This is a genomic window from Streptomyces sp. NPDC093094, from assembly GCF_044754345.1.
Taxonomy (GTDB): domain Bacteria; phylum Actinomycetota; class Actinomycetes; order Streptomycetales; family Streptomycetaceae; genus Streptomyces.
Map to the genome: position 1 here is coordinate 1 of NZ_JBIVOX010000007.1, position 21,297 is coordinate 21,297.

At 72.9% G+C, this 21,297-nt stretch carries 20 protein-coding genes; 13 read left to right on the top strand and 7 right to left on the bottom strand.

The window, feature by feature from the left end:
- From ACIQGV_RS16055 to glgB, 3 genes are all read left to right on the top strand, one after another.
- A partial coding sequence (locus tag ACIQGV_RS16055; RefSeq protein WP_402495009.1) for an alpha-glucosidase C-terminal domain-containing protein occupies nt 1-353 on the top strand: 353 nt, incomplete at its 5' end.
- Nucleotides 354-483: 130 nt separating this feature from the next.
- Entirely contained in the window at nt 484-1,881 is a 1,398-nt protein-coding gene (locus tag ACIQGV_RS16060) for a maltokinase (protein ID WP_402495011.1), read from the top strand.
- Between the two features lie 37 nt (nt 1,882-1,918).
- Complete coding sequence (glgB, locus tag ACIQGV_RS16065; RefSeq protein ID WP_402495013.1) at nt 1,919-4,864, top strand: 1,4-alpha-glucan branching enzyme; 2,946 nt, start codon at nt 1,919-1,921, stop codon at nt 4,862-4,864.
- Here glgB and ACIQGV_RS16070 read toward each other — a convergent pair.
- The 4 genes from ACIQGV_RS16070 to ACIQGV_RS16085 form a co-directional block, all read right to left on the bottom strand.
- The gene (locus tag ACIQGV_RS16070) at nt 4,861-7,089 is read right to left on the bottom strand and encodes a HelD family protein (protein WP_402495845.1); all 2,229 of its coding nucleotides are present in this window, start codon (nt 7,087-7,089) and stop codon (nt 4,861-4,863) included. The genes glgB and ACIQGV_RS16070 overlap by 4 nt on opposite strands.
- Before the next feature lie 192 nt (nt 7,090-7,281).
- A complete protein-coding gene (locus tag ACIQGV_RS16075; protein WP_402495015.1) occupies nt 7,282-7,596 on the bottom strand; it encodes a thioredoxin family protein in 315 nt (104 codons plus the stop codon).
- Nucleotides 7,597-7,610: 14 nt separating this feature from the next.
- Nucleotides 7,611-7,997: a MerR family transcriptional regulator gene (locus tag ACIQGV_RS16080; protein WP_402495017.1), complete on the bottom strand. Its 387-nt coding sequence runs from the start codon at nt 7,995-7,997 to the stop codon at nt 7,611-7,613.
- Nucleotides 7,998-8,025: 28 nt separating this feature from the next.
- Nucleotides 8,026-8,535, bottom strand: coding sequence for an Lrp/AsnC family transcriptional regulator (locus ACIQGV_RS16085; RefSeq protein WP_402495019.1), 510 nt, complete (start codon nt 8,533-8,535; stop codon nt 8,026-8,028).
- A gap of 45 nt (nt 8,536-8,580) precedes the next feature.
- On the opposite strand from ACIQGV_RS16085, the gene ACIQGV_RS16090 reads away from it, so the two are divergent.
- The 3 genes from ACIQGV_RS16090 to ACIQGV_RS16100 are packed head-to-tail and all read left to right on the top strand — an operon-like array spanning nt 8,581 to nt 10,586.
- Nucleotides 8,581-9,492 (top strand): NAD-dependent epimerase/dehydratase family protein, encoded by a 912-nt coding sequence (locus tag ACIQGV_RS16090; RefSeq protein ID WP_402495022.1) that lies wholly within the window; start codon nt 8,581-8,583, stop codon nt 9,490-9,492.
- 2 nt (nt 9,493-9,494) lie between these two features.
- Nucleotides 9,495-10,382, top strand: coding sequence for an aldo/keto reductase (locus ACIQGV_RS16095; protein ID WP_402495024.1), 888 nt, complete (start codon nt 9,495-9,497; stop codon nt 10,380-10,382).
- 60 nt (nt 10,383-10,442) lie between these two features.
- Nucleotides 10,443-10,586, top strand: a complete 144-nt coding sequence (locus ACIQGV_RS16100) for a hypothetical protein (RefSeq protein WP_402495027.1) — start codon at nt 10,443-10,445, stop codon at nt 10,584-10,586.
- Nucleotides 10,587-10,756: 170 nt separating this feature from the next.
- On the opposite strand, the gene ACIQGV_RS16105 is transcribed toward ACIQGV_RS16100, so the two are convergent.
- Nucleotides 10,757-12,160: a cation:dicarboxylate symporter family transporter gene (locus tag ACIQGV_RS16105; protein WP_402495847.1), complete on the bottom strand. Its 1,404-nt coding sequence runs from the start codon at nt 12,158-12,160 to the stop codon at nt 10,757-10,759.
- Nucleotides 12,161-12,301: 141 nt separating this feature from the next.
- Between ACIQGV_RS16105 and ACIQGV_RS16110 the strand changes: the two genes are divergently transcribed.
- Both ACIQGV_RS16110 and ACIQGV_RS16115 read left to right on the top strand, forming a co-directional pair.
- A complete protein-coding gene (locus tag ACIQGV_RS16110) occupies nt 12,302-13,921 on the top strand; it encodes an ATP-binding protein (RefSeq protein ID WP_402495028.1) in 1,620 nt (539 codons plus the stop codon).
- Nucleotides 13,918-14,616 carry a response regulator gene (locus ACIQGV_RS16115; RefSeq protein WP_402495031.1) on the top strand — a complete coding sequence of 233 codons (699 nt, stop codon included), beginning with the start codon at nt 13,918-13,920 and terminating at the stop codon, nt 14,614-14,616. The genes ACIQGV_RS16110 and ACIQGV_RS16115 overlap by 4 nt, the downstream gene beginning before the upstream one ends.
- A 253-nt stretch (nt 14,617-14,869) precedes the next feature.
- Here the strand turns inward: ACIQGV_RS16115 and ACIQGV_RS16120 are convergent, their stop codons facing one another.
- A complete protein-coding gene (locus ACIQGV_RS16120; RefSeq protein WP_402495033.1) occupies nt 14,870-15,430 on the bottom strand; it encodes a hypothetical protein in 561 nt (186 codons plus the stop codon).
- Between the two features lie 182 nt (nt 15,431-15,612).
- On the opposite strand from ACIQGV_RS16120, the gene ACIQGV_RS16125 reads away from it, so the two are divergent.
- From ACIQGV_RS16125 to ACIQGV_RS16145, 5 genes are all read left to right on the top strand, one after another.
- Nucleotides 15,613-15,876, top strand: coding sequence for a CopG family transcriptional regulator (locus ACIQGV_RS16125; RefSeq protein WP_402495036.1), 264 nt, complete (start codon nt 15,613-15,615; stop codon nt 15,874-15,876).
- Entirely contained in the window at nt 15,873-16,286 is a 414-nt protein-coding gene (locus ACIQGV_RS16130) for a PIN domain-containing protein (protein ID WP_402495038.1), read from the top strand. The genes ACIQGV_RS16125 and ACIQGV_RS16130 overlap by 4 nt, the downstream gene beginning before the upstream one ends.
- Before the next feature lie 128 nt (nt 16,287-16,414).
- On the top strand, nt 16,415-17,272 hold the full coding sequence (locus ACIQGV_RS16135; RefSeq protein ID WP_402495040.1) for a 5'-methylthioadenosine/S-adenosylhomocysteine nucleosidase: 858 nt from the start codon (nt 16,415-16,417) through the stop codon (nt 17,270-17,272).
- A gap of 136 nt (nt 17,273-17,408) precedes the next feature.
- Nucleotides 17,409-19,331 (top strand): tetratricopeptide repeat protein, encoded by a 1,923-nt coding sequence (locus tag ACIQGV_RS16140; protein ID WP_402495848.1) that lies wholly within the window; start codon nt 17,409-17,411, stop codon nt 19,329-19,331.
- A 173-nt stretch (nt 19,332-19,504) separates the two neighbouring features.
- Nucleotides 19,505-20,239: a helix-turn-helix domain-containing protein gene (locus ACIQGV_RS16145; RefSeq protein ID WP_402495043.1), complete on the top strand. Its 735-nt coding sequence runs from the start codon at nt 19,505-19,507 to the stop codon at nt 20,237-20,239.
- Nucleotides 20,240-20,271: 32 nt separating this feature from the next.
- Here the strand turns inward: ACIQGV_RS16145 and ACIQGV_RS16150 are convergent, their stop codons facing one another.
- Nucleotides 20,272-21,297, bottom strand: a complete 1,026-nt coding sequence (locus ACIQGV_RS16150; protein ID WP_402495045.1) for an ATP-dependent 6-phosphofructokinase — start codon at nt 21,295-21,297, stop codon at nt 20,272-20,274.

The window sequence follows — 21,297 nt, forward strand, 5'->3', positions numbered from 1 at the left end:
ACGTCGAGGCGTCGATGTCGTCGCCCTCGTCGCTGCTGCACTGGACCCGCCGGATGATCGAGATCCGCAAGCAGAACCCGGCCTTCGGGCTCGGCTCGTACACGGAGCTGCACTCCAGCAACCCGGCCGTGCTGGCGTTCCTGCGGGAACACGGCGACGACCTGGTGCTGTGCGTCAACAACTTCTCCCGCTTCGCCCAGCCGACCGAGCTGGACCTGCGGGAGTTCGCCGGACGCCACCCGGTCGAGCTGATCGGCGGGGTGCGGTTCCCCGCCATCGGTGAACTGCCGTACCTGCTGACCCTGGCGGGCCACGGCTTCTACTGGTTCCGGCTCCGCAAGGACGCCGTCTAGAACCCGGGGCGGGACGGTTTCTCCCGTCCCGCCCGGGGCACGCAACAGTAATCACCCTGCCGCGCGAGCCGAAGGGGCGCGGCTGGAGCGCCCCCGAGGCGAACCGGAACATGGGGAAAGGACGCACGCGATGTCGGAAGCCGTCACCCGTCCCTCGGCCACCCGTACCGGGCTGCTCGCCTCGCTCGAACCCCTGCTGCGCGAATGGCTGCCACGGCAGCGCTGGTTCGCCGGCAAGGGACGGCCGGTCACCGGGCTGTCCCTGGTGGCCGCCACCGAACTGCTCCCCTCCGACGGCCGGGTGGGGCTGCACCACCTGCTCGTCCGCGCCCATCAGCCGTCCGTGCCGGGCGCCCCGCCCCACCCGGGCGACTGCTACCAGCTGCTCATAGGAGCGCGCGAGGCCCTGCCGCCCCGGCTCGCGCCCGCGCTGATCGGCCATGTCCAGGACGGCCCGCTCGCCGGACGCACCGTCTACGACGCCCTGTACGACCCCCGCCCCGCCGACGTGCTCCTGGAGGCCCTGCGCACCCGGGCCCGCGTCGGCGTTCTGCGCTTCGAGGGCGATCCGCGCCAGGAGATCAGGTCCCGGCTGGTTCCGCGGCTGGTGACGTCCGAGCAGTCCAACTCCTCCGTCGTCTACGGAGATACGTTCATCCTGAAGCTGCTGCGCCGGGTCGTGCCGGGGGTGAACCCCGACCTGGAGCTGCCGCTGGCGCTGGCCCGCGAGGGGTGCGCGCGCGTTCCCGCGCCGACGGCCTGGATACGGGCGGAGCTGAACGCGGACGGAGCGGACGGATACGTCCTCGGTGTGCTCCAGCCGTTCGTGCAGGGCGCCGACGACGGCTGGGAGCTGACGCTGAGCGAGCTGGCCAAGGGCGAGGACTTCACCGCCGAGGCCCGTGCGCTGGGCCGGGCCACCGCCGAGGTCCACACGGCCCTGGCCGCCGCCCTCCCGACGGTCACCCTCGGCCACGCCTCCCTGGAGCCGCTGGTCGCGGGCATGCTGGAGCGCCTGGACGCCGCCGCGCAGGCCGTGCCGGCGTTACGTCCGTACGCCCCCGCCCTGCGCTCGGCCTTCGACGCGCTGGCCGGACTCGCCGCCGACGGGCACACCTGGACCGCCCAGCGCATCCATGGCGACCTGCACCTCGGGCAGTGCCTGCGGTCGCCCTCCGGCCTGTGGTCGCTGATCGACTTCGAGGGCGAGCCCGCGAAACCGCTCGCCGAGCGGCGGATGCCGCAGCCGACCGTGCGGGACGTCGCGGGCATGCTCCGCTCGTTCGACTACGCGGCCCACTCGGTGAACCCGCCCGCGCCGGGGTGGGCGGCCGCCTGCCGGGACGCCTACTGCGCCGGTTACGCGGACGCGGGCGGCCTCGACCCGCGGGCCGACCCGGTGCTTCTGCGCGCCTATGAGACCGACAAGGCGGTCTACGAGGTGGTCTACGAGGCCCGGCACCGCCCCGACTGGCTTCCGGTCCCGCTGTCCGCGGTGCGCCGGCTCGCGTCACCCGATCCGTCCTGACCCCTCGCACCAGACCCGCGCCTAGGAGGCTCTGTCCGTGACCCCCAGCTCCCCGTCCAGCGGCCCGATCCCGGAGAACACGGCCGAAGAGACGGCCGAGGAGAAGCGCACCGAGCAGGCGACGGCCGCGCAGAAGAAGAGCTCCGCGAAGAAGATCCCGGCCCAGAAGAAGGCGACGGCCGCCGGGAAGAAGGCTCCCGCGAAGAAACCGGCCACGGCGAAGAAGGCACCCGCGGCCAAGAAGGCACCCGCGGCGAGGAAGGCGTCCGCGGCGAGGAAGGCGTCCGAGCCCGCCGAGAAGGCTCCGGCGGCCCGGAAGGCGCCCGCCGCGAAGAAGCCGGCATCCGCCAGGAAGACCCCGGCCGTGAAGAAGGCGTCCGAGCCCGCCGAGAAGACACCTGCCACGAAGAAGCCGGCACCCACGGCCGAGAAGGCCCCCGCCTCGAAGAAGGCACTCGCGGCCAAGAAGGCGCCTGCCGCGAAGAAGGCTCCCGCCGTGAAGAGGACGGCGGCCGCGGCGAAGAAGACCACCACCGCGGCCGCCGCCGCGAAGAAGACCACCCCTACGGCCGCCGCCGGGGCGAAGAAGACCACCACTACGGCCGCGGCCGCGAAGAAGACCGCCACCACGGCCGTCACGAAGAGGACCACGGCCGCGAAGAGCACGGCCACGGCCACGAAGGCCGCCGCAACGAAGGCCGCGGCCGGGAAGGCCGCCGCGCCGAAGAAGAAGAGCGCCGCGAGGAAGACCGCTCCGGCCGCGGCCGCCGCGGCGGTCGTTCCCGTGACCCCCGCCCCCTCCCCCGCGCTCGACGCGGGCGACCGCGAGCGGCTGCTCTCCGGCACCCATCACGACCCGCACGCGGTCCTGGGCGCGCACCCGCACCCCGACGGCGTCGTCTTCCGCGCCCTGCGCCCGTACGCCCGGTCGGTCACCGTGCTCACCGACGAGCTGCGGGCCGACCTGCACGACGACGGGGACGGCTTCTTCTCCGGTGTGCTGCCCCTGCGGGAGGTACCGGAGTACCGCCTGCGGCTGACGTACGAGGGGAGCGTGCGGGAGGTAGAGGACCCGTACCGCTTCCTGCCCACGCTCGGCGACCTGGACCTCCATCTGATCGGCGAGGGCCGGCACGAGGAACTGTGGAAGGCGCTCGGCGCGCACCCGATGACGCACCAGGGGGTGGCCGGCACCCGGTTCTCCGTGTGGGCGCCGAACGCGCGGGGCGTGCGCGTGGCCGGCACCTTCAACTACTGGGACGGCACCGGGTACCCGATGCGCTCGCTGGGCGGGTCGGGTGTGTGGGAGCTGTTCGTGCCGGAGATCGGCGAGGGCGAGCTGTACAAGTTCCAGATCACGCGTCCGGACGGCTCGCACACCCTGCGCGCGGACCCGCTGGCCCGCCGCACGGAGGAGCCGCCCCGCACCTCGTCGGTCGTGCACGCCTCGCACTACGAGTGGGGCGACGGGGAATGGCTCGCGCGTCGCGCGGAACGCCCTGCACACGAGGCGGCGTTCTCGGTGTACGAGGTGCATCTGCCCTCGTGGCGACCGGGTCTGACGTACCGTCAGCTGGCGGAGCAGCTGCCCGCCTACGTCAAGGACCTCGGGTTCACGCATGTGGAGCTGATGCCGGTCGCCGAGCATCCCTTCGGCGGCTCGTGGGGCTACCAGGTCACCGGCTTCTACGCGCCGACGGCCCGGCTCGGCACGCCTGACGACTTCAAGCACCTGGTGGACAGGCTGCACCAGGCGGGCATCGGTGTCCTGATGGACTGGGTGCCGGCGCACTTCCCGAGGGACGACTGGGCGCTGGCCGAGTTCGACGGGCGTCCGCTGTACGAGCACGAGAACCCGCTGAAGTCGGCCCACCCGGACTGGGGCACGCTGGAGTTCGACTTCGGCCGCCGCGAGGTGCGCAACTTCCTGGTGGCCAACGCGGTGTTCTGGTGCGAGGAGTTCCACATCGACGGCCTGCGGGTGGACGCGGTCGCCTCGATGCTCTACCTGGACTACTCGCGCGAGCCGGGCCAGTGGGTGCCGAACGAGCACGGCGGCCGGGAGAACCTGGACGCGGTGGCGTTCCTCCAGGAGATGAACGCGACGGTGTACCGGCGGACGCCGGGCGTGGTGACGATAGCCGAGGAGTCGACGGCCTGGGACGGCGTCACGCGCGCCACCCATCACAAGGGCCCGAGCGGCTTCGGCGGGCTCGGCTTCGGGCTGAAGTGGAACATGGGCTGGATGCACGACTCGCTGCAGTACATGAGCAAGGAGCCGGTGCACCGCAGGTACCACCACCATGAGATGACGTTCTCGATGGTGTACGCCTACAGCGAGAACTACGTCCTGCCGATCTCGCACGACGAGGTCGTCCACGGCAAGCGGTCGCTGGTGTCGAAGATGCCGGGCGACTGGTGGCAGCAGCGCGCCGACCACCGCGCCTATCTGGGCTACATGTGGGCGCATCCGGGCAAGCAGCTGCTGTTCATGGGGCAGGAGTTCGCGCAGGGCGCGGAGTGGTCCGAGGCCCACGGCCCGGACTGGTGGCTGCTCGACCCGGCGTACTCGGCGGAGCCCGACCACCGGGGCGTGCGTGACCTGGTCCGGGACCTGAACGCCGTCTACCGGTCGGTGCCCGCCCTGTGGGAGCGCGACAGCCATCCCGACGGCTTCCGGTGGATCACCGCGGACGCCTCCGACGACAACGTCCTGGCGTTCCTGCGCCTGGACGCCGAGGGCGTGCCGCTGCTGGCGGTCTGCAACTTCTCCCCGGTGGTCCGCCACAACTACCGCATCGGTGTGCCCGACGAGGTCCCCGCCTGGCACGAGGTCCTCAACACCGACGCGGCCCGCTACGGCGGCTCCGACGTCACCCTGCCGGGCCCGGTGAAGCCGGAGCCGCAGGGGTGGCACGGCCGCCCGGCGAGCATCCGCCTGACCCTGCCGCCCCTGTCCACGATCTGGCTGCGGCCGGCCTAGTCCGTCGCCGCCAGTCCCCTGGGCAGCCTGCCCGTGTGCAGGACGCCGAGCCTCTGCGTGGCCCTGGTCAGGGCCACGTAGAGGTCGCTGGTGCCGTACAGCGCGGGCTCGACCACCAGGACGGAGTCGAACTCCAGGCCCTTCGACTGGCGGGGGTCGAGGAGGACGACGTCCCGGGTGAGGTCGGGCTGGGCGCCCGCCGTCACCCCGTCCAGCCGTGCCGCCAGCCTGCGGTGCAGATGACGCGGGGCGATCACCGCGAGCCGGCCCTCGGCCGGGGTCAGTTCCTTCACCGCGGAGGCGACGGCCTCGGGCAGGTCGCCGGTCTCGCGGACCCAGGGGCGCACCCCGGTCGACCGCACCGAACTCGGCGGCTCGAAGCCGGGGTCCTCGGCTCGTACGACGGCCGCGGCGAGGTCCATGATCTCGGCGGGGGTGCGGTAGTTGACGCCGAGGCGGGTGTGCTCCCAGCGGTCCTCCACATAGGGCGTGAGGATCTTCTCCCAGGAGCCGGCCCCGGCCGCCTCCGCCGTCTGGGCGGGGTCGCCCACCAGGGTCATGGAGCGGGTCGGGCTGCGGCGCATCAGCAGCCGCCAGGCCATCGGGGACAGCTCCTGCGCCTCGTCGACGATGATGTGGCCGAACGCCCAGGTGCGGTCGGCCGCGGCGCGCTCGGCGGCGCTGCGGTGGTCGTCCTCCTCCTGGCGCTCGGCGAACCGCTCGGCGTCGATGATGTCGTGCGCGGACAGGACCTCGGAGCTCTCCGGGTCGCCCTCCTCCTTGTCCTCGAACTCGTACGTCCGGGAGGCGAACGACACGTCCAGCACGCCCTGGGCGTAGGCGATCCGGGTCTCCCGTTCGAGGTCCGCCCGGGCCCGCGCCGTCCGGTCGTCCTCGCCGAGCAGTTCGGCGGCCTCGTCGAGCAGGGGCACGTCCGCGACCGTCCACTCCCGGGTCACCGGACGGCGGACGGCGGCCGCGTCCTCCTCGGGCAGATGGCCGACGGGGTCGGCGAGGAAGTCGGCGACCAGCCGCTGCGGGGTCAGCCGGGGCCACAGCTGGTCGACGGCGGACCAGACTTCGGGGTTCTCGGCGATCTCGTCGCGGATCTGGGTGATGTCGCTCGCGTCGAGCAGGTTCGAGCCGTCGTAGGGGTCGGTGCCCACGCGTTCGGCGTACAGCTCGGTGAGGGTGTTGAGGATGTGGCCCTCGAAGTGCTCGCGCGCCACGTTGTGCGGCAGCCCGGCGGCGCGGGTCCTGTCACGGGCGACCTTCACCAGTCCGGCGTCGAGCATCAGGACCTCCCGGTCGTGCTCGATCGCGATCACCGGGTCGGGCAGGGCCTGCCAGTCGCGGACGACCTCGGCGAGGACGTCCGCCATGTCGGCGCGTCCCTTCACGGCGGCCGCGGCGCGGGTGTCGGTCGCGGTCGCCCGTACGCCGGGGAAGAGTTCGCCGACGGTGGCGAGGAGCACGCCGGTCTCGCCCAGGGAGGGCAGGACCTCGCCGATGTAGCCGAGGAAGGCCGGGTTGGGGCCGACGATCAGGACGGCCCGGCGGGCGAGCAGTTCCCGGTACTCGTAGAGGAGGTACGCGGCGCGGTGCAGGGCGACGGCGGTCTTGCCGGTGCCCGGTCCGCCCTCGACGACGAGCACGCCCCGGTGGGGCGCCCGGATGATCTCGTCCTGCTCGGCCTGGATGGTCTGCACGATGTCGCTCATCCGGCCGGTGCGCGCGGAGTTGAGCGCGGCGAGCAGCACGGCGTCGCCGCTGGGGTCCTCGTGGCCGGTGCGTTCCTGGTCGCCGAGGTCGAGGATCTCGTCGTGCAGGGCGGTGACCCGGCGGTCGTCGGTGGAGATGTGACGGCGCCGGCGCAGGCCCATCGGGGTGTGGCCGGTGGCCAGGTAGAAGGGCCGGGCGACGTCGGCACGCCAGTCGATGAGGACGGGGGTGCGCTCGGCGTCGTCGCGGCGCAGTCCGATCCGGCCGATGTGGTGGCCCGCGCCCGAGGACAGGTCGATCCGTCCGAAGCACAGCGAGCCGTCGACGGCGTTCAGCGCGGCGAGCAGTCCGGAGCGCTCGGCGACGAGGATGTCCCGCTCCAGCCGGGCCTGCATGGGGGTGTCGCCCTGCGCGAGCGCGTCCCCGACGGACGTCTCGGTCTCTCCGCGAAGGCGGTCCACACGGGCGTACAGACCATCGATGAATTCCTGCTCGGCAAGAATTTCATCGCTGTTTTCAACGCTGTTTGACAATTCCACTCCCGCGCAGATATACTGTGCTCACTGAACTTCTCTGCGACTCATTCTCCTTGAAGTCGCGAATCATCGAATATACGCAAAGAAATCCCCCGGGCGCAATTGCCCGGGGGATTTCTTCGTACGTCGGCCGTTCGGCGTCGGCCGTTCGCCGTGCCGTCAGAGCACGTCGGCGAGCTCCTCCAGCAGCCGCCTCCTGGGGCGGGCGCCGACCATGGCCTTCACCGGCTCGCCGTCCCGGAACACCATGAACGTCGGCATCGACAGCACCTTGTAGGCGTTCGTCGTCTCCGGGTTGGTGTCCACGTCCAGCTGGACCACCTTCAGCCGCTCGCCCTCATCGCGCGCCAGCGCGGTGAGGACGGGCCCCATCTGCCGGCACGGCGGGCACCAGTCCGCCGTGAATTCCACCAGCACCGGCCGGTCCGCCCCGATCACCTCGGCGGCGAAGTCCGCGTCCGTCACCTCTGCCACTCCCGCGGCCCTGATCACAGTCCGTCCCCTCCCAGTTCGCACAGCGGTGGTTCTTCTCCCGTGCCGGCCAGCCGCACCCGGATCGTGGCGCGCACGGCCTGGAGCTCGCCGATCAGCGCGTCGAGCTCCTCCAGCTTGCGCCGGTAGACCGCGAGGGACGCCGGGCAGGCGTCGCCCTCGGGGTGACCGGCCCGCAGACACTCCACGAACGGCCGGGTCTCCTCCAGCTCGAACCCGAAGTCCTGGAGCGTCCGGATCTGCCGGAGCAGCTTCAGGTCGTCCTCGTCGTACGTCCGGTGCCCGTTGCCGCTGCGGCGTGCGGGCAGCAGCCCCCGTGACTCGTAGTACCGCAGCGTCCGGGTCGTGGTCCCGGCCCGAGCGGCCAGCTCGCCGATGCGCATACGAAGAACGTAAGCCCTGACGCCGACGTCAAGGCAACAGCGGTTTGCGCTCCAGCGGGGAGGTGAGGACGATCGACGTCGTCGTGCGGCCGAGGGCGGAGATCTCCCCCAGCACCTCCTCCAGATGGACGGTGTCCCGGACGGCGACCTTGAGGATCCAGCAGTCCTCGCCCACCACGTGGTGCGCCTCGGTGATCTCGGGGCGCTCGATCAGCTCCAGGGTCCTCGGGGACCTGAGGGTGTAGCCGCCGTGCGGGTCGACCCGCACGAACGCCTGGATGCCGTAGCCGAGGCGGGCCGCGACGACATGGGCGCCGTAGCCGCTGATCACCCCCGCGGCCTCCAGCCGGCGCACCCGCTCGGTGACCGCGGCGGGGCTCAGCCGCACCCGCCGGCCCAGCTCGCTCAGCTTGATCCGGCCGTCGGTCTGCAGCAGCTGAAGGATCTGCCGGTCCAGCGCGTCGAAGGCCACCGGCGTTCCGTCGGCCGGACGGCGCGGATGTCGTGGTTCTTTCGGCGCGACCGCCGGATCTCCCATGTTCTCCCCTTCATGACGTCGTGCCCGGACCGGAGAATTATGGTCATGTCAAAGGCACGCGAGACACTGGTCATCGGCGGGAACCGCTATTTCGGCAGACGGCTGATCGAACGGCTGCTGGCCGCGGGCGACCGGGTCACCGTCCTCAACCGCGGTTCGGCGCCGCCTCCGCCCGGCGCGGAGCATCTGGTCGCCGACCGCGACGACGAGGACGCGCTGCGCGCCGCGCTCGGCACCCGCACCTTCGACGTCGTCGTCGACCAGGTCTGCTACACCCCGCGCCAGGCGGCTCTCGCCCGCCGTGTGTTCACCGGCCGCACCCGCCGTTACGTCATGACCTCCACCGTGGAGGTGTACGAGTACGAGGACTCCATCGCTCCGGTGCGCGAGTCGGACCTCGATCCCCGTACGGTCGTCGTCGACACGGGACTCCCCTGGGACGAGCCGGAGTTCCTCGCGGCGCACTACGGCGAGGGCAAGCGCCAGGCGGAGGCGGTGTTCGCGGCCGGGCCGGACTTCCCGTACGTCTCCGTCCGTGTCGCCCATGTCCTCGGCGGGTCCGACGACTTCACCGGCCGGCTCGCCCACTACGCCGACCGGATCCGCGCGGGCGAGCCGATCGCCGTGGCGGCCGGGAACCACCCGGCGACCTACATCCACGTCGAGGAGATCGCCGACTTCCTCTTCTGGACGGCCGGCCAGGACTTCACCGGCCCGGTCAACGCGGCCTCGCACGGCCGGCTGAGCACCGACGACCTGTGCACGGCGGTCGCCGCGCAGCTGCCCGCCGGGCGGACCGTGCTGCGGGAGGTGGAGGTCGGCGAGATCTCCCCGTTCTCCTTCCGCCGCTCGTACGGGATGGACAACTCCCGTGCCGTCCGGCTCGGTTTCCTCTTCGGCAACGCCCGGCAGTGGCTGCCGCGCGCCGTCGCCGAGACCCTCGGAAAGGACCGCTGACCATGCGTCACCGCACCCTCGGCGGGCTCCGGGTGAGCGCGGTCGGACTCGGCGCGATGCCGCTGTCCCTGGAGGGCCGCCCCGACGAGGCCCGGGCCCTGGCCACCGTGCACGCCGCCCTCGACGCGGGTGTGACCCTGCTGGACACGGCCGACTCCTACCATCTGCCCGGTGCCGAGCCCGGCCACAACGAGCTGCTGCTCGCCCGCGCGCTCGCCTCCTACGGCGGGGACACCTCCGGTGTGCTGGTCGCCACCAAGGGCGGACGCGGCCGCCCGGCCGACGGCTCCTGGACGGTGGACGGCGACCCCCGCCGGCTCAGGGCGGCCGCCGAGGCGTCCCTGAAGCGGCTCGGCACCGACGCCATCGGCCTGTACCAGCTGCACAAGCCCGATCCGTCCGTGCCCTTCGAGGAGTCCGTCGGCGCGCTGGGCGACCTGCTCGACGAGGGCAAGATCCGGCTGGCCGGGATCTCCAACGCCGACGCCGGGCAGATCCGCACGGCCCGCGCGATGCTCGGGCACCGGCTCGTCTCCGTGCAGAACGCGTACTCCCCGGCCGTCCGCCGCAGCGACCCGGAGCTGCGTCTGTGCGCCGAGCTGGGGCTGGCGTTCCTGCCCTGGAGCCCGCTGGGCGGCATCTCGCGCAGCGCGCTGGACGGGCCGTCGCGGCAGGAGCCCGAGCCCCGGTTCGCGGCGTTCCGCTTCGTGGCCGAGGAGCGCGGGGTCAGCCCCCAGCAGGTGTGCCTGGCCTGGCTGCTGGCCCGCTCCCCCGCCGTGATCCCCGTCCCGGGCGCGAGCCGGCCGCGGACGATCCGCGACTCGGCGGCCGCGGCGGACCTGACCCTCGGCGAGGAGGAGCGCGCCCTGCTGGACGCGGCGGTGGCGTAGCCGCACGCCCCGGCGCCCTCCTGCCCGAGCGGGTCGGGCGCCGCCCGGGAGCCCGGTCAGATGCGGCGCCGCCGCCTCGGTGCGGCCCGTCAGCAGCAGGAGCAGCGCGCCGGCCGGGCCCGTCCGGGCGACGGCGTCGTCCTGACCCCGGCCGGCGTACCGGCCGGCCGGGCCGCCGGACTCGTGGCGGGGCCCGGCCGCTGATCCCGTGCGCCGGCCCTCCCGTACGGGCGTACGCCCGGCCATCCGTACTCCCGGACGACCGGACGCCCGGCCCCTGGTCAGGCGGGGCCGGGCGTGCGGTGGCGCGAGGGGTGAAGGAGAAGGCCGGGCCGCCGGGGAGGGGAGGCCCGGCCTCCGCCGTGAGGGGGAGGTCAGACCTTGGCCGGCTCCTCGCGCTGCTCCGGCAGCCCGGCGGGGTGAGCCGCGGCCGCGTGCTCGTCGAGCAGGGTCTTCTCGTCGAAGGGCACCCGGCCGGCCAGCACCTCGGCCACGCGCTCCTTGTCGATCTCCTTGGTCCAGGTGCCGACCAGCACGGTGGCGACCGCGTTGCCCGCGAAGTTGGTCAGGGCGCGGGCCTCGCTCATGAACCGGTCGATGCCGACGATCAGGCCGATGCCGTCGACCAGGGCGGGCTTGTGCGACTGGAGGCCACCGGCCAGCGTGGCCAAGCCCGCGCCGGTGACACCGGCCGCGCCCTTGGAGGCGACCAGCAGGAAGAGCAGCAGCGGGATCTGCTCGCCGACGGACATCGGCGTCCCCATGGCGTCGGCGATGAACAGCGAGGCCATGGTCATGTAGATCATGGTGCCGTCGAGGTTGAAGGAGTAGCCGGTCGGGACGGTGATGCCGACCACCGGCTTGCTGACACCGAGGTGCTCCATCTTGGCGATCAGGCGCGGCAGCGCGGACTCCGAGGACGACGTCGACAGGATCAGCAGGAACTCCCGGCCCAGGTACTTCAGCAGGCTGAAGATGTTCAGCCCGGCGACGACCCGCACCAGCGCGCCCAGCACCACGAACACGAACAGGAAGCAGGTGACGTAGAAGCCGAGCATCAGCACGGCCAGGCTCTTGAGCGCGTCCAGTCCGGCCGAGCCGGTGACGGCCGCGATGGCGCCGAAGGCACCGACCGGGGCGGCCCACATCACCATCGCGAGGACGCGGAAGACCAGCCGCTGGATGTGCTCGACCCCGCGCAGGACCGGCTGCCCGGCCGGACCCATGGCCTGGAGCGCGAAGCCGACGAGCAGCGCGATCAGCAGGGCCTGGAGCACCTCTCCCTCGGTGAAGGCGGAGACGATCGTGGTCGGGATGATGCCGAGCAGGAACTCGGTGGTGTCCTTGGCCTCCGGCGACACCTGCGCCTGCCCGGTCTCCTTCACCGCGTCGGTCAGCGCCAGACCGGTGCCCGGCTCCAGGATGTTGCCGACCACCAGACCGATGGCGAGCGCCACCAGCGACATCGCGAGGAAGTAGGCGAGCGCGATACCGCCCACCGCGCCGACCTTGGCGGCCTTGCGGACCGACCCGATGCCCAGCACGATCGTGCAGAAGATGATCGGCGCGATCATCATCTTGATCAGGTTCACGAAACCGGTGCCGACGGGCTTCAGCTCGACCGCGAAGTCCGGGGCGATCAGGCCCACGGCGATACCGAGGGCGACCGCGACGATCACCGCGATGTAGAGGTAGTGGGTGCGGTCCCGTTTCACTGCGGGTGCCGTTTCGGGGGTGCTGGCGGCCACGGCTGCCCTCCTTGACGTCTTCGTCGGCATCACCGGCGTGCGGCTCACGTCCGGGGGATGGGGGAATGCCGTGACTATCTCCCGCCGTGTGAGGGCGGTCACCCTTCCGTTCATTGAGTTCACGCGACGGCCCCTTCACCCCCCGCCGGGACCGCGAGGCACACTGACGGCATGCGCCCCCGTCTCCCCCGGCCCCGCAGCCTGGCCGGCCAGCTGTTCGCCGTGCAGGCCGTCCTGCTCGCGGTCGTCGTCGTGGGATACGCCCTGTTCACGTACATCAGCGACCGCAACCAGGCCGAGGAGGCGGCACGCCGGCAGGCCATGGCGGTGGCCCGCGCGGTCGCCGACGCGCCCTCGGTGCGCGCGGCGATCCACACCTCGGACCCCTCCGCACAGCTCCAGCCGTACGCGCTGGCCGTCGTCCGGGACGCCGGCGTCGACTTCGTCACGATCATGGATCCGCAGGGCATCCGCTGGACCCACCCCGACGGGAAGCAGATAGGCAAACGCTTCCTCGGCCATATCGCCCGCGCACAGCGGGGCCTTCCCTTCACCGAGACCTATACCGGCACCCTCGGCCCGTCGGTGCGCGCGGTCACCCCCGTCACCGACGGCGGTCATGTCATCGGCCTGGTCAGCGCGGGCATCAAGGTCGAGGCGATCAGCCGACGGGCCTCGGAGCAGGTCACCGCCCTGGTCGGGGTCGCGGCCGGCGCGCTGGTGCTCGGCGCCGTCGGCACGTACGTCGTCAACGCCCGGCTGCGCCGTCACACCCACGGCATGAACGCCGCCGAGCTGAGCCGGATGCACGACTACCACCAGGCCGCGCTCCACGCGGTGCGCGAAGGGCTGCTGATGCTGGACGGGCGGTACCGGGTGGCGCTGATCAACGACGGAGGGCGGGAGCTGCTCGGGGTGTCCGGCGAGGTGGTCGGCCGTTCGGTGGCCGGCCTCGGGCTGCCCGCCCCGCTGACGGGGGCGCTGCTGGCCTCCGGGCCGCGGGTGGACGAGGTGCATCTGACGGCCGACCGGGTGCTGGTGGTGAACACCTCGCCGGTGTCGGGCGGCGAACACCGCGGCACGGTGGTGACCCTGCGGGACGTGACCGAGCTCCAGTCCCTGATGGGCGAGCTGGACTCGGAGCGGGGCTTCACCCAGGCGCTGCGCTCCCAGGCGCACGAGGCCGCCAACCGGCTGCACACGGTGGTGTCGCTGATCGAGCTGGGCCGCGCCGAGGAGGCGGTGGAGTTCGCCACGGCCGAGCTGGAGCTGGCGCAGGCGCTCACGGACCAGGTCGTCGCGGCGGTGAGCGAACCGGTGCTGGCCGCCCTGCTGCTGGGCAAGACCGCGCAGGCCAACGAACGGGGTGTGGAGCTGCTGGTGTCGCAGGAGGGCGCTCTGGACGACGGCCTGCTGCCGGAGGCGCTGCCCGCGCGGGACCTGGTGACGATCCTGGGCAACCTGATCGACAACGCGGTCGACGCGGCCCAGGGCACGATGGCCGCCCGGGTGACGGTGGCGGCGTACACGGAGGGCGGCTCGGAACTGGTGCTGCGGGTGTCGGACAGCGGGGCGGGTGTGGACCCCGCGCAGGCCGAGCTGGTGTTCCGGCGGGGCTGGTCCACGAAGCCGGCCGGGCCCGGCGGGCGGGGGCTGGGTCTCGCACTGGTGCGGCAGGCCGTGCACCGGCACGAGGGGGCCCTGACGGTGACCGGGGCCGCGGACGGCGGAGCGTCGTTCGAGGCGCGGCTGCCGCTGCGGACGGCGTCGGTGGGCGGGGGCCGGCCGTGACCGCCGGGCAGCCGATCCGTGTCCTGGTCGTCGAGGACGACCCGGTGGCCGCCGACGCGCATGTGATGTACGTCGGACGGGTGCCGGGGTTCGTCGCGGTGGGCAAGGCGCACACGGGCGCGGAGGCCCGGCGGGCGCTGGAGCGCACCCCGGTCGACCTGCTCCTGCTGGACCTGCATCTGCCGGACGTGCACGGTCTGCAACTGGCCCGTTCCCTGCGGGCGGCCGGGTACCACGCCGACGTCGTGGCGGTGACCTCGGCACGGGATCTGGCCGTCGTGCGGGAGGGGGTGTCGCTGGGGGTCGTGCAGTACGTGCTGAAGCCGTTCACCTTCGCGACCCTGCGGGACCGGCTGGTCCGCTACGCCGAGTTCCGGGGCGCGGCGGGCGAGGCCAGCGGCCAGGACGAGGTGGACCGGGCCCTGGCCGCCCTGCGCGCGCCGGGTCCGGCGGCGCTGCCGAAGGGGCTGAGCGCACCGACCCTGGAGCGGGTGACCGCCGCGCTGCGGAAGGCCGAGGAGGGGCTGACCGCGGCGGGGCTCGCCGAGACGGTGGGCATCTCACGGATCACGGCCCGGCGCTACCTGGAGCACCTGGTGGACGCGGGCCGCGCCGGACGCAGCCCGCTGTACGGGCAGGTGGGACGGCCGGAGCTGGTGTACCGGTGGGCCCGGACGGCGGGAACGGGGCGTTAGGCGTCGGCGAGGGCTCCGGCTCGGACACGAACCCGGACGGCTTCGTCGAGGCGGGGGTGCAGGCGTCGGCGAGGGCTCCGGCTCGGACACGAACCCGGACGGCTTCGTCGAGGCGGGGGTGCAGGCGTCGGCGGCCCGGAGGCAGCGGGTACGCCCGGAGGCAGCGGGTACGGGCCCCGGCCCGGCGGGCCCCCGCCCGGCGGCAGCCAGGTCCGCCGGTGGAGCGGCGTTCACGGGCGTCGGCGGCACGGCGTCACGAGGGGGTCAGTGCCGGTCCCGCCGGCCTGGTGTAGAGCACGACCTGCACCCCGAGGCCGCAGACGGCCAGCGCCTCCACCACCGACAGCCCGAGCATCAGCCCTCCGCCGTCCCCGCTCGCCCAGAACACCACGAGCGCGGCGAGCGGCACCGCGCAGAACGCGACCAGGTCCACCACGCACTGGATCGCCTTCCGGGACCGGCGCCGCGCGTCGCGCCGGTGGAACGACTCCCAGCCGAAGGTGGAGAAGTCGGCTCCCTGCGCGGCGAGTTGAGCGAGCCGGGGCCCCAGTTCGTCGCGCACGTACAGCCCTATCGCCGAGATCTTCTCGTCGTTGACGAGATACGTCCACCCCAGCACGACACACACCGGCGGCAGCGCCAGCAGCATCGCGGGCTGCCCGGCCTGCGCCGCCGCGGCGATGACGGCGGCCACGACCGCGAGGGTCACGTACAGCAGGTTGTCCCGGAACCCGATCCGTGTCTTCTGCTCGTCCTTGACGGTCTGGTACTCGGCGAGCAGCAGATGCCCCACGGTGACGCCCTGTTCCGACACGCGTTCCCCCTCCCCCGAGGCCGCCCGGTCGCCGGGCGCACCGCTCCACCGTAGCCGCAGCACGCACTTTCGATCACCGCGCGCCGCAGTTCCGGGATGAGCATTCCCACCGCCGGTGTCACCCTTCGGCTTCCCGAGCGCACTCCCTCCACCGGCGGAGGATGACAGGCAGGACAGGTGGCATGAGTGAGCCCACCGGCGAGTACTCGATCACCATGCCGCGCGACATCACCGAGGCCGCCAAGGCCCGCAGCGGCCCCTCCGGCCTGTCCGCCTACGTGGCCGCGGCCGTCGCCCGCCAGATCGAACGAGACAACCTCAATGAGCTCATCACCGTCGCCGAAGCCGAGCACGGCCCTGTCACGGACGAAGAGATCCAGTCCCTGCGCGACCAGCTCGCCCAGGCACGACGTGAGCAGACCGGGCACGGAGCGGACGCCGCGTGACGCGCTCCCCCGCCGTCCCCGGCGGAACCCTCGTCCTCGACGGCGAAGGACTGGCCGAAGCCGTCCTGCGTGACCGTACGGTCACCGGCTGGCTCGCCCTGGCGCGCGCCGACGACCTGCGGGTGATCACCTCGGCGGCCACCCTCGCCGAAGTGGTCCACCCCCGCATCAACCGCCCGGCCCTGGAGTGGACACTCTCCCGCCCGGTCATCGAGCCGATCACCGAACCGATCGCCCGCCACGCCGCCGGCCTGATCGCCGACGCCGGCCTGCACGGCCACAAGTACGCCATCGACGCCATGCTTGCGGCCACCGCCCTCGCCGCCCCGGGACCGGTCACCGTCCTGACCTCGGACCCCGATGACCTCACCACCCTGTGCGGCACCCGCGTCACCGTCATCAAGATCTGAACAGCCGCCCGCCTCGGGCATCCAGTGGGCACATCGACCTCTCGGGAGACCAGGGTCCCGCCGGGCGCCACCGGTCCGTGCCGGTCAACACCCGTCCAGGAAAGACCACTTGACGGTATCTTGGACCGGTGTCAGCGACCGGTCCCACTGCCACCGCACTCGTCCTCACAGCGCTCCCGGTGGAGTACGCCGCCGTGCGCCCTCTCGTCCCGGAGCGGGAGGAGCTGGTCCACCGCGACGGAACCCGCGTCGAGGCCGGCCGTCTGCCCGGCACCGGCTGGCGGGTCGCTCTCGCCGAGCTGGGCGAGGGCACGAGGACCGCGGCCGCGCTGACCACCCGGCTCATCGACTGGCTGGAGCCGGAGGCGGTGCTGTTCGTGGGCGTCGCGGGGAGCCTGAAGGACGACATCGGCATCGGGGACGTCGTCGTCGGCACGAAGGTGTACGGCATCCACGGCGGCAAGCAGACCCCGGAGGGCTTCCTGGTCCGCCCCGAGTCGTTCCCGGTCTCCAACGCCCTGCTCGGCGCGGCGCGTTCGGCGACCCGGGACATGCCCGACGTACGGGAGCACCTCAAGCCGATCGCCTCCGGGGACGTGGTCCTGGCCGACGCCGGGTCCGAGATCGCCCGGCATCTGCGCGAGCACTACAACGACGCCGCCGCGATCGAGATGGAGGGCGTGGGCGCGCTCCAGGCGGCCCACCTCGACGGCCAGGTGCACGCGCTCGTCATCCGGGGCATCAGCGACCGGGCCGACGCGGACAAGCACGCGGCCGACGCGACGGGGTCGCAGAAGCGGGCGGCCGCGCAGGCGGCGGCGGTCGCGGCGGCGGTCCTGCGGAAGCACCGGCCGCGCGGTTCCTCCGACTCCGAGGAGGGGCCCCATAGGGGCGGCGGCGTCACGTACGGAGGCGACCACATCGGCTTCCGGGGCGGCACCTTCCACGGCCCCGTCACCGGAAAGCGGACCGGACGGCAGCGGTAGAGGCACCGTCCACGGCCCGGTCCCGGTCGCGAGCACCGCCCTCCCGCCCCGCCCGCCCGGCTTCACCGGCCGCGGGGAGCAGCTGGACCGTCTGCTCCCCCGCCTCGCACCCGCCTCCGACGAGGGCACTCCGCTCCTGATCTCCGCCGTCACCGGCATGGGCGGCATCGGGAAGACCGCGCTCGCGCTGGAGGCGGCGCATCGGGCCCGCGCGGAGGGCTGGTTCCCCGGCGGGTTCCTGTTCGTGGACCTGCGCGGCTACGACGACGACCCGGTGACGGCGGACCAGGGGGTCCTGGCCCTCCTCGACGCGATGGGGGTGCGCGGGGCGGACCTGCCTCCGACGACGGTCCGGCAGTACGACGCCTACCACGCGCTGCTCACCGAGCGGCCGGAACGCACGCTGCTGATCCTGGACAACGCCTCCGACCCGTCCCAGTACCTGCCCCTGCTGCCGCGCACGGACCGGCACCGGGTCCTGATCACCTCCCGGGACCGCCCGGACGCCCTCCCCGTACGCCTCATCGACCTGGAGGAACTCACGCCGGAAGAGTCGACCGCGCTCGTCACCCGCGCCCTGCACGACTACGACGAACGCGACGGACGCCCGGCCCGCGAGCCGGACGCCCTGCGCGAGCTGACCGACCTCTGCGGCCGTCTGCCCCTCGCCCTCCAGATCGCCGCGGCCATGCTGCGCAGACGCCGGCGCCGGGACATCGCCTCGCTGGTGGCCGAGATCAGGAGCGTCGGGGACACGGTGGCCGCCCTCGACCGGGGCGGTACGGGCACGGACCTGTACGGGCGGTCGCTCGCCCTGCGGCCGGTGCTGGAGACCTCGTACCGCCGGCTCCCGCCCGACCAGGCCCGGTTGCTGCGCCTGCTGGCCCTCGCGCCCACCTCCGAGACCGGCACGGAGGCGGCGGCCGCCCTGACCGGCCTCGACGCGCCGGCCGTCCTGTCCCTGCTGGACGACCTCGCCGCCACGCATCTGGTCACGCCGGTGGGGTCGGACGCCACGCTGCGGTGGCGGTTGCACGACCTGGTGCGGGTGTTCGGGGCGGGTGTGGTGGAGGGGGACGCCGGGCTGCGGGAGGAGGGGGACGCGGCCCGGGAGCAGGTACTGACGTTCTACTGGCGGTGGGCGGATGCGGCGGACGACCGGTTGCGGTGGTTGCCCGGGAGGGTGGAACCGGAGTTGTTCGGGGACCGTGCGGCCGCGCTGGCGTGGTTCGACGGGGAGCGGGCGGGTCTGGTGGCGGCAATGGGATGGGGGCGCGAGGAGCGGTTCGCCGGGACGGCGGTGCGGCTGGCGGAGTGCCTGGGGACGTATCTGGAGTGGCGGCGGTATTTCGACGATCTGATCGTTGTGGGGGTGGCCGCGCGGGAGGCGGCTCGCCGGGTCGGGGACCGGCCGGACGAGGCCGCTGCGTGGAACAACCTCGGCGCCGGCCTGCGGGACGCGGGCCGGGCGGAGGAGGCGATCGACGCCCTCACCCATGCCCGCGACCTGTACCAGGCGGAAGGAGACCGCCACAACGCGGCCGTCACATGGCGCAACCTCGGCAACGCTCTGAGGGACGCGGGCCGGGTGGAGGAGGCGACCGAGGCCCTCACCCATGCCCGCGACCTGTACCAGGCGGAAGGGCATCGCCACGGCGAGGCCGAGGCGTGGACCAACCTCGGCGACGTCCTGGGGGACGCGGGCCGGGTGAGGGAGGCGGTCGACGCCTACATCCGGGCCCTCGACCTGTTCCGCGCGGAGGGGGATCGCCACCGTGCGGCCGTCGCGTGGACCAACCTCGGCAACACCCTGATGAAGGCACGCCGGGCGCAGGAGGCGGTCAAGGCGTACGCCACGGCCCTGTCGGCCTACCGGGAGTTCAAGGACCACTACCGCGAGGCCCAGGTCCTCTGCAACCTGGGCCTCGCGCACCACGCCGCCGGCCGCCCGTCCGAGGCCCGCACCCACTACCTCCGGGCCGCCGACGCCTTCACCCTCGCCAACGCCCCCGACGAAGCTGCAGACGCCCGCGCCCAAGCCGCCGATCTCCCGGAATAGCCCCTCACCGCCGGAAAGACCGGCCATCTCCTCCGAGTGACCCCGCAAAACTGTCAAGGGGTGACCCACAGGTAACACTCCGTCGCAGGGAAAACCGTACGTTCATACAATGCGTGATTGTGGCCGAACAGACCGTAGTCACGGCGGTGGCCGCACCTCTACCTTGTGGTCCCGTGCGCCAACCCTCAGCTCAGCCGAACCACCCCGGTCCCCCGTTCAACGCCCCGGCCGCCCGCAGACTGCGGGCCGCGCTCGGCATGGGCCCCGAGCATGTCGCCTACGGGCTGCGTGCGTCGTACGGGCTCCCCTACGTCACCCCCGACCTCGTCGTCGCCTGGGAGCGCGGGACCCTCACCCCGACCGGTCCCGAGCTCACCGCGCTCGCGGGCGTGCTGTGGTGTGCGCCCGGCGAGCTGATCGGGCGGGCCCGGACGCTGCGCGAGCACCGCATCGCGCGCGGTCTGGCCCCGGAGGACGTCGCCCGGTCCGTCGGTCACGACCTCGACGCGTATCTGCGGATGGAGGACACCGGCCAGTGGCGCGGCTCGGACCGCCAGGCCGCCGCCCTCGCGGACGTGCTGGAGCTGTCCCTGCCGGACCTGGTGACCGTCACCGGCCGGGAGCCGAAGCTCGCCGAGCTGCTGCGCGGTGCGGTCGGCACCCGCTGGCAGGCGCACGTACGGCCGGTGGGCAAACTCGTGCCCCTGGACCGGCGCACCCTGGAGCCGGTGCTCCAGGCGCTGCACCAGGAGTACCAGGGGCAGATGGCCGCCACCCTCAGCTGGGGCGGCGGCAACGCGGCCGAGGACTCGACGGCTGCCGGCCGCGACTTCCTCGACCGGATCGTCGAGCACTTCTGGACGGCCGTCGAGGGCAATACGGCGTACCGGAACGGCACGCCGTACTAGAGGCCGCGAAGAGGCATCCCGGAGAAGACCTTCTAGAAGACCGACTCCGCCTCGTCCATCCGGTCCTTCGGCACGGTCTTCAGCTCGGTGACCGCCTGCGCCAGCGGCACCATCACGACGTCGGTGCCCCGCAGCGCCGTCATCCGGCCGAAGTCCCCCCGGTGCGCGGCCTCCACCGCGTGCCAGCCGAAGCGCGTGGCGAGGACGCGGTCGTACGCGGTGGGCGTGCCGCCGCGCTGGACGTGACCGAGGATGACGGGCCTCGCCTCCTTGCCGAGGCGGCGCTCCAGCTCGTGGGCGAGGGCGGTGCCGATGCCCTGGAAACGCTCGTGGCCGAACTGGTCTATGGCGCCCTTGCCGTAGTCCATGGTGCCGTCGGCGGGGTGGGCTCCCTCGGCGACGCAGATGACGGCGAACTTCTTGCCGCGGGCGAAGCGCTCCTCGACCATCTTCACCAGGTCGGCGGGGTCGAAGGGACGCTCGGGCAGGCAGATGCCGTGGGCGCCGGCGGCCATGCCGGACTCCAGGGCGATCCAGCCCGCGTGCCGGCCCATCACCTCGACGACCATCACCCGCTGGTGGGACTCGGCGGTGGTCTTCAGCCGGTCCATCGCCTCGGTGGCGACCCCGACCGCGGTGTCGAAACCGAAGGTCCGGTCGGTGGAGGAGATGTCGTTGTCGATGGTCTTCGGGACGCCGACCACGGGCACCCCCGCGTCCGAGAGCATGCGCGCCGCGGTCAGGGTGCCCTCGCCGCCGATCGGGATCAGCGCGTCGAAGCCGCTGCGCTCGATGAGCTCCTTGGCGTTGTCGCAGGCCGCGCGGAAGCGGTCGCGCTCCAGGCGGGAGGATCCGAGGATGGTGCCGCCGCGGGCGAGGATGCCGCTGACCGCGTTCAGGTCGAGGGTCCGGTAGCGGCCGTCCAGCAGGCCGGCGTAGCCGTCCTCGAAGCCGATGACCTCGTCGCCGTAGTTCGTGACCGCCCGGTGCACGACCGACCGGATCACTGCGTTCAGGCCGGGGCAGTCGCCGCCTGCGGTGAGGACTCCGATACGCAT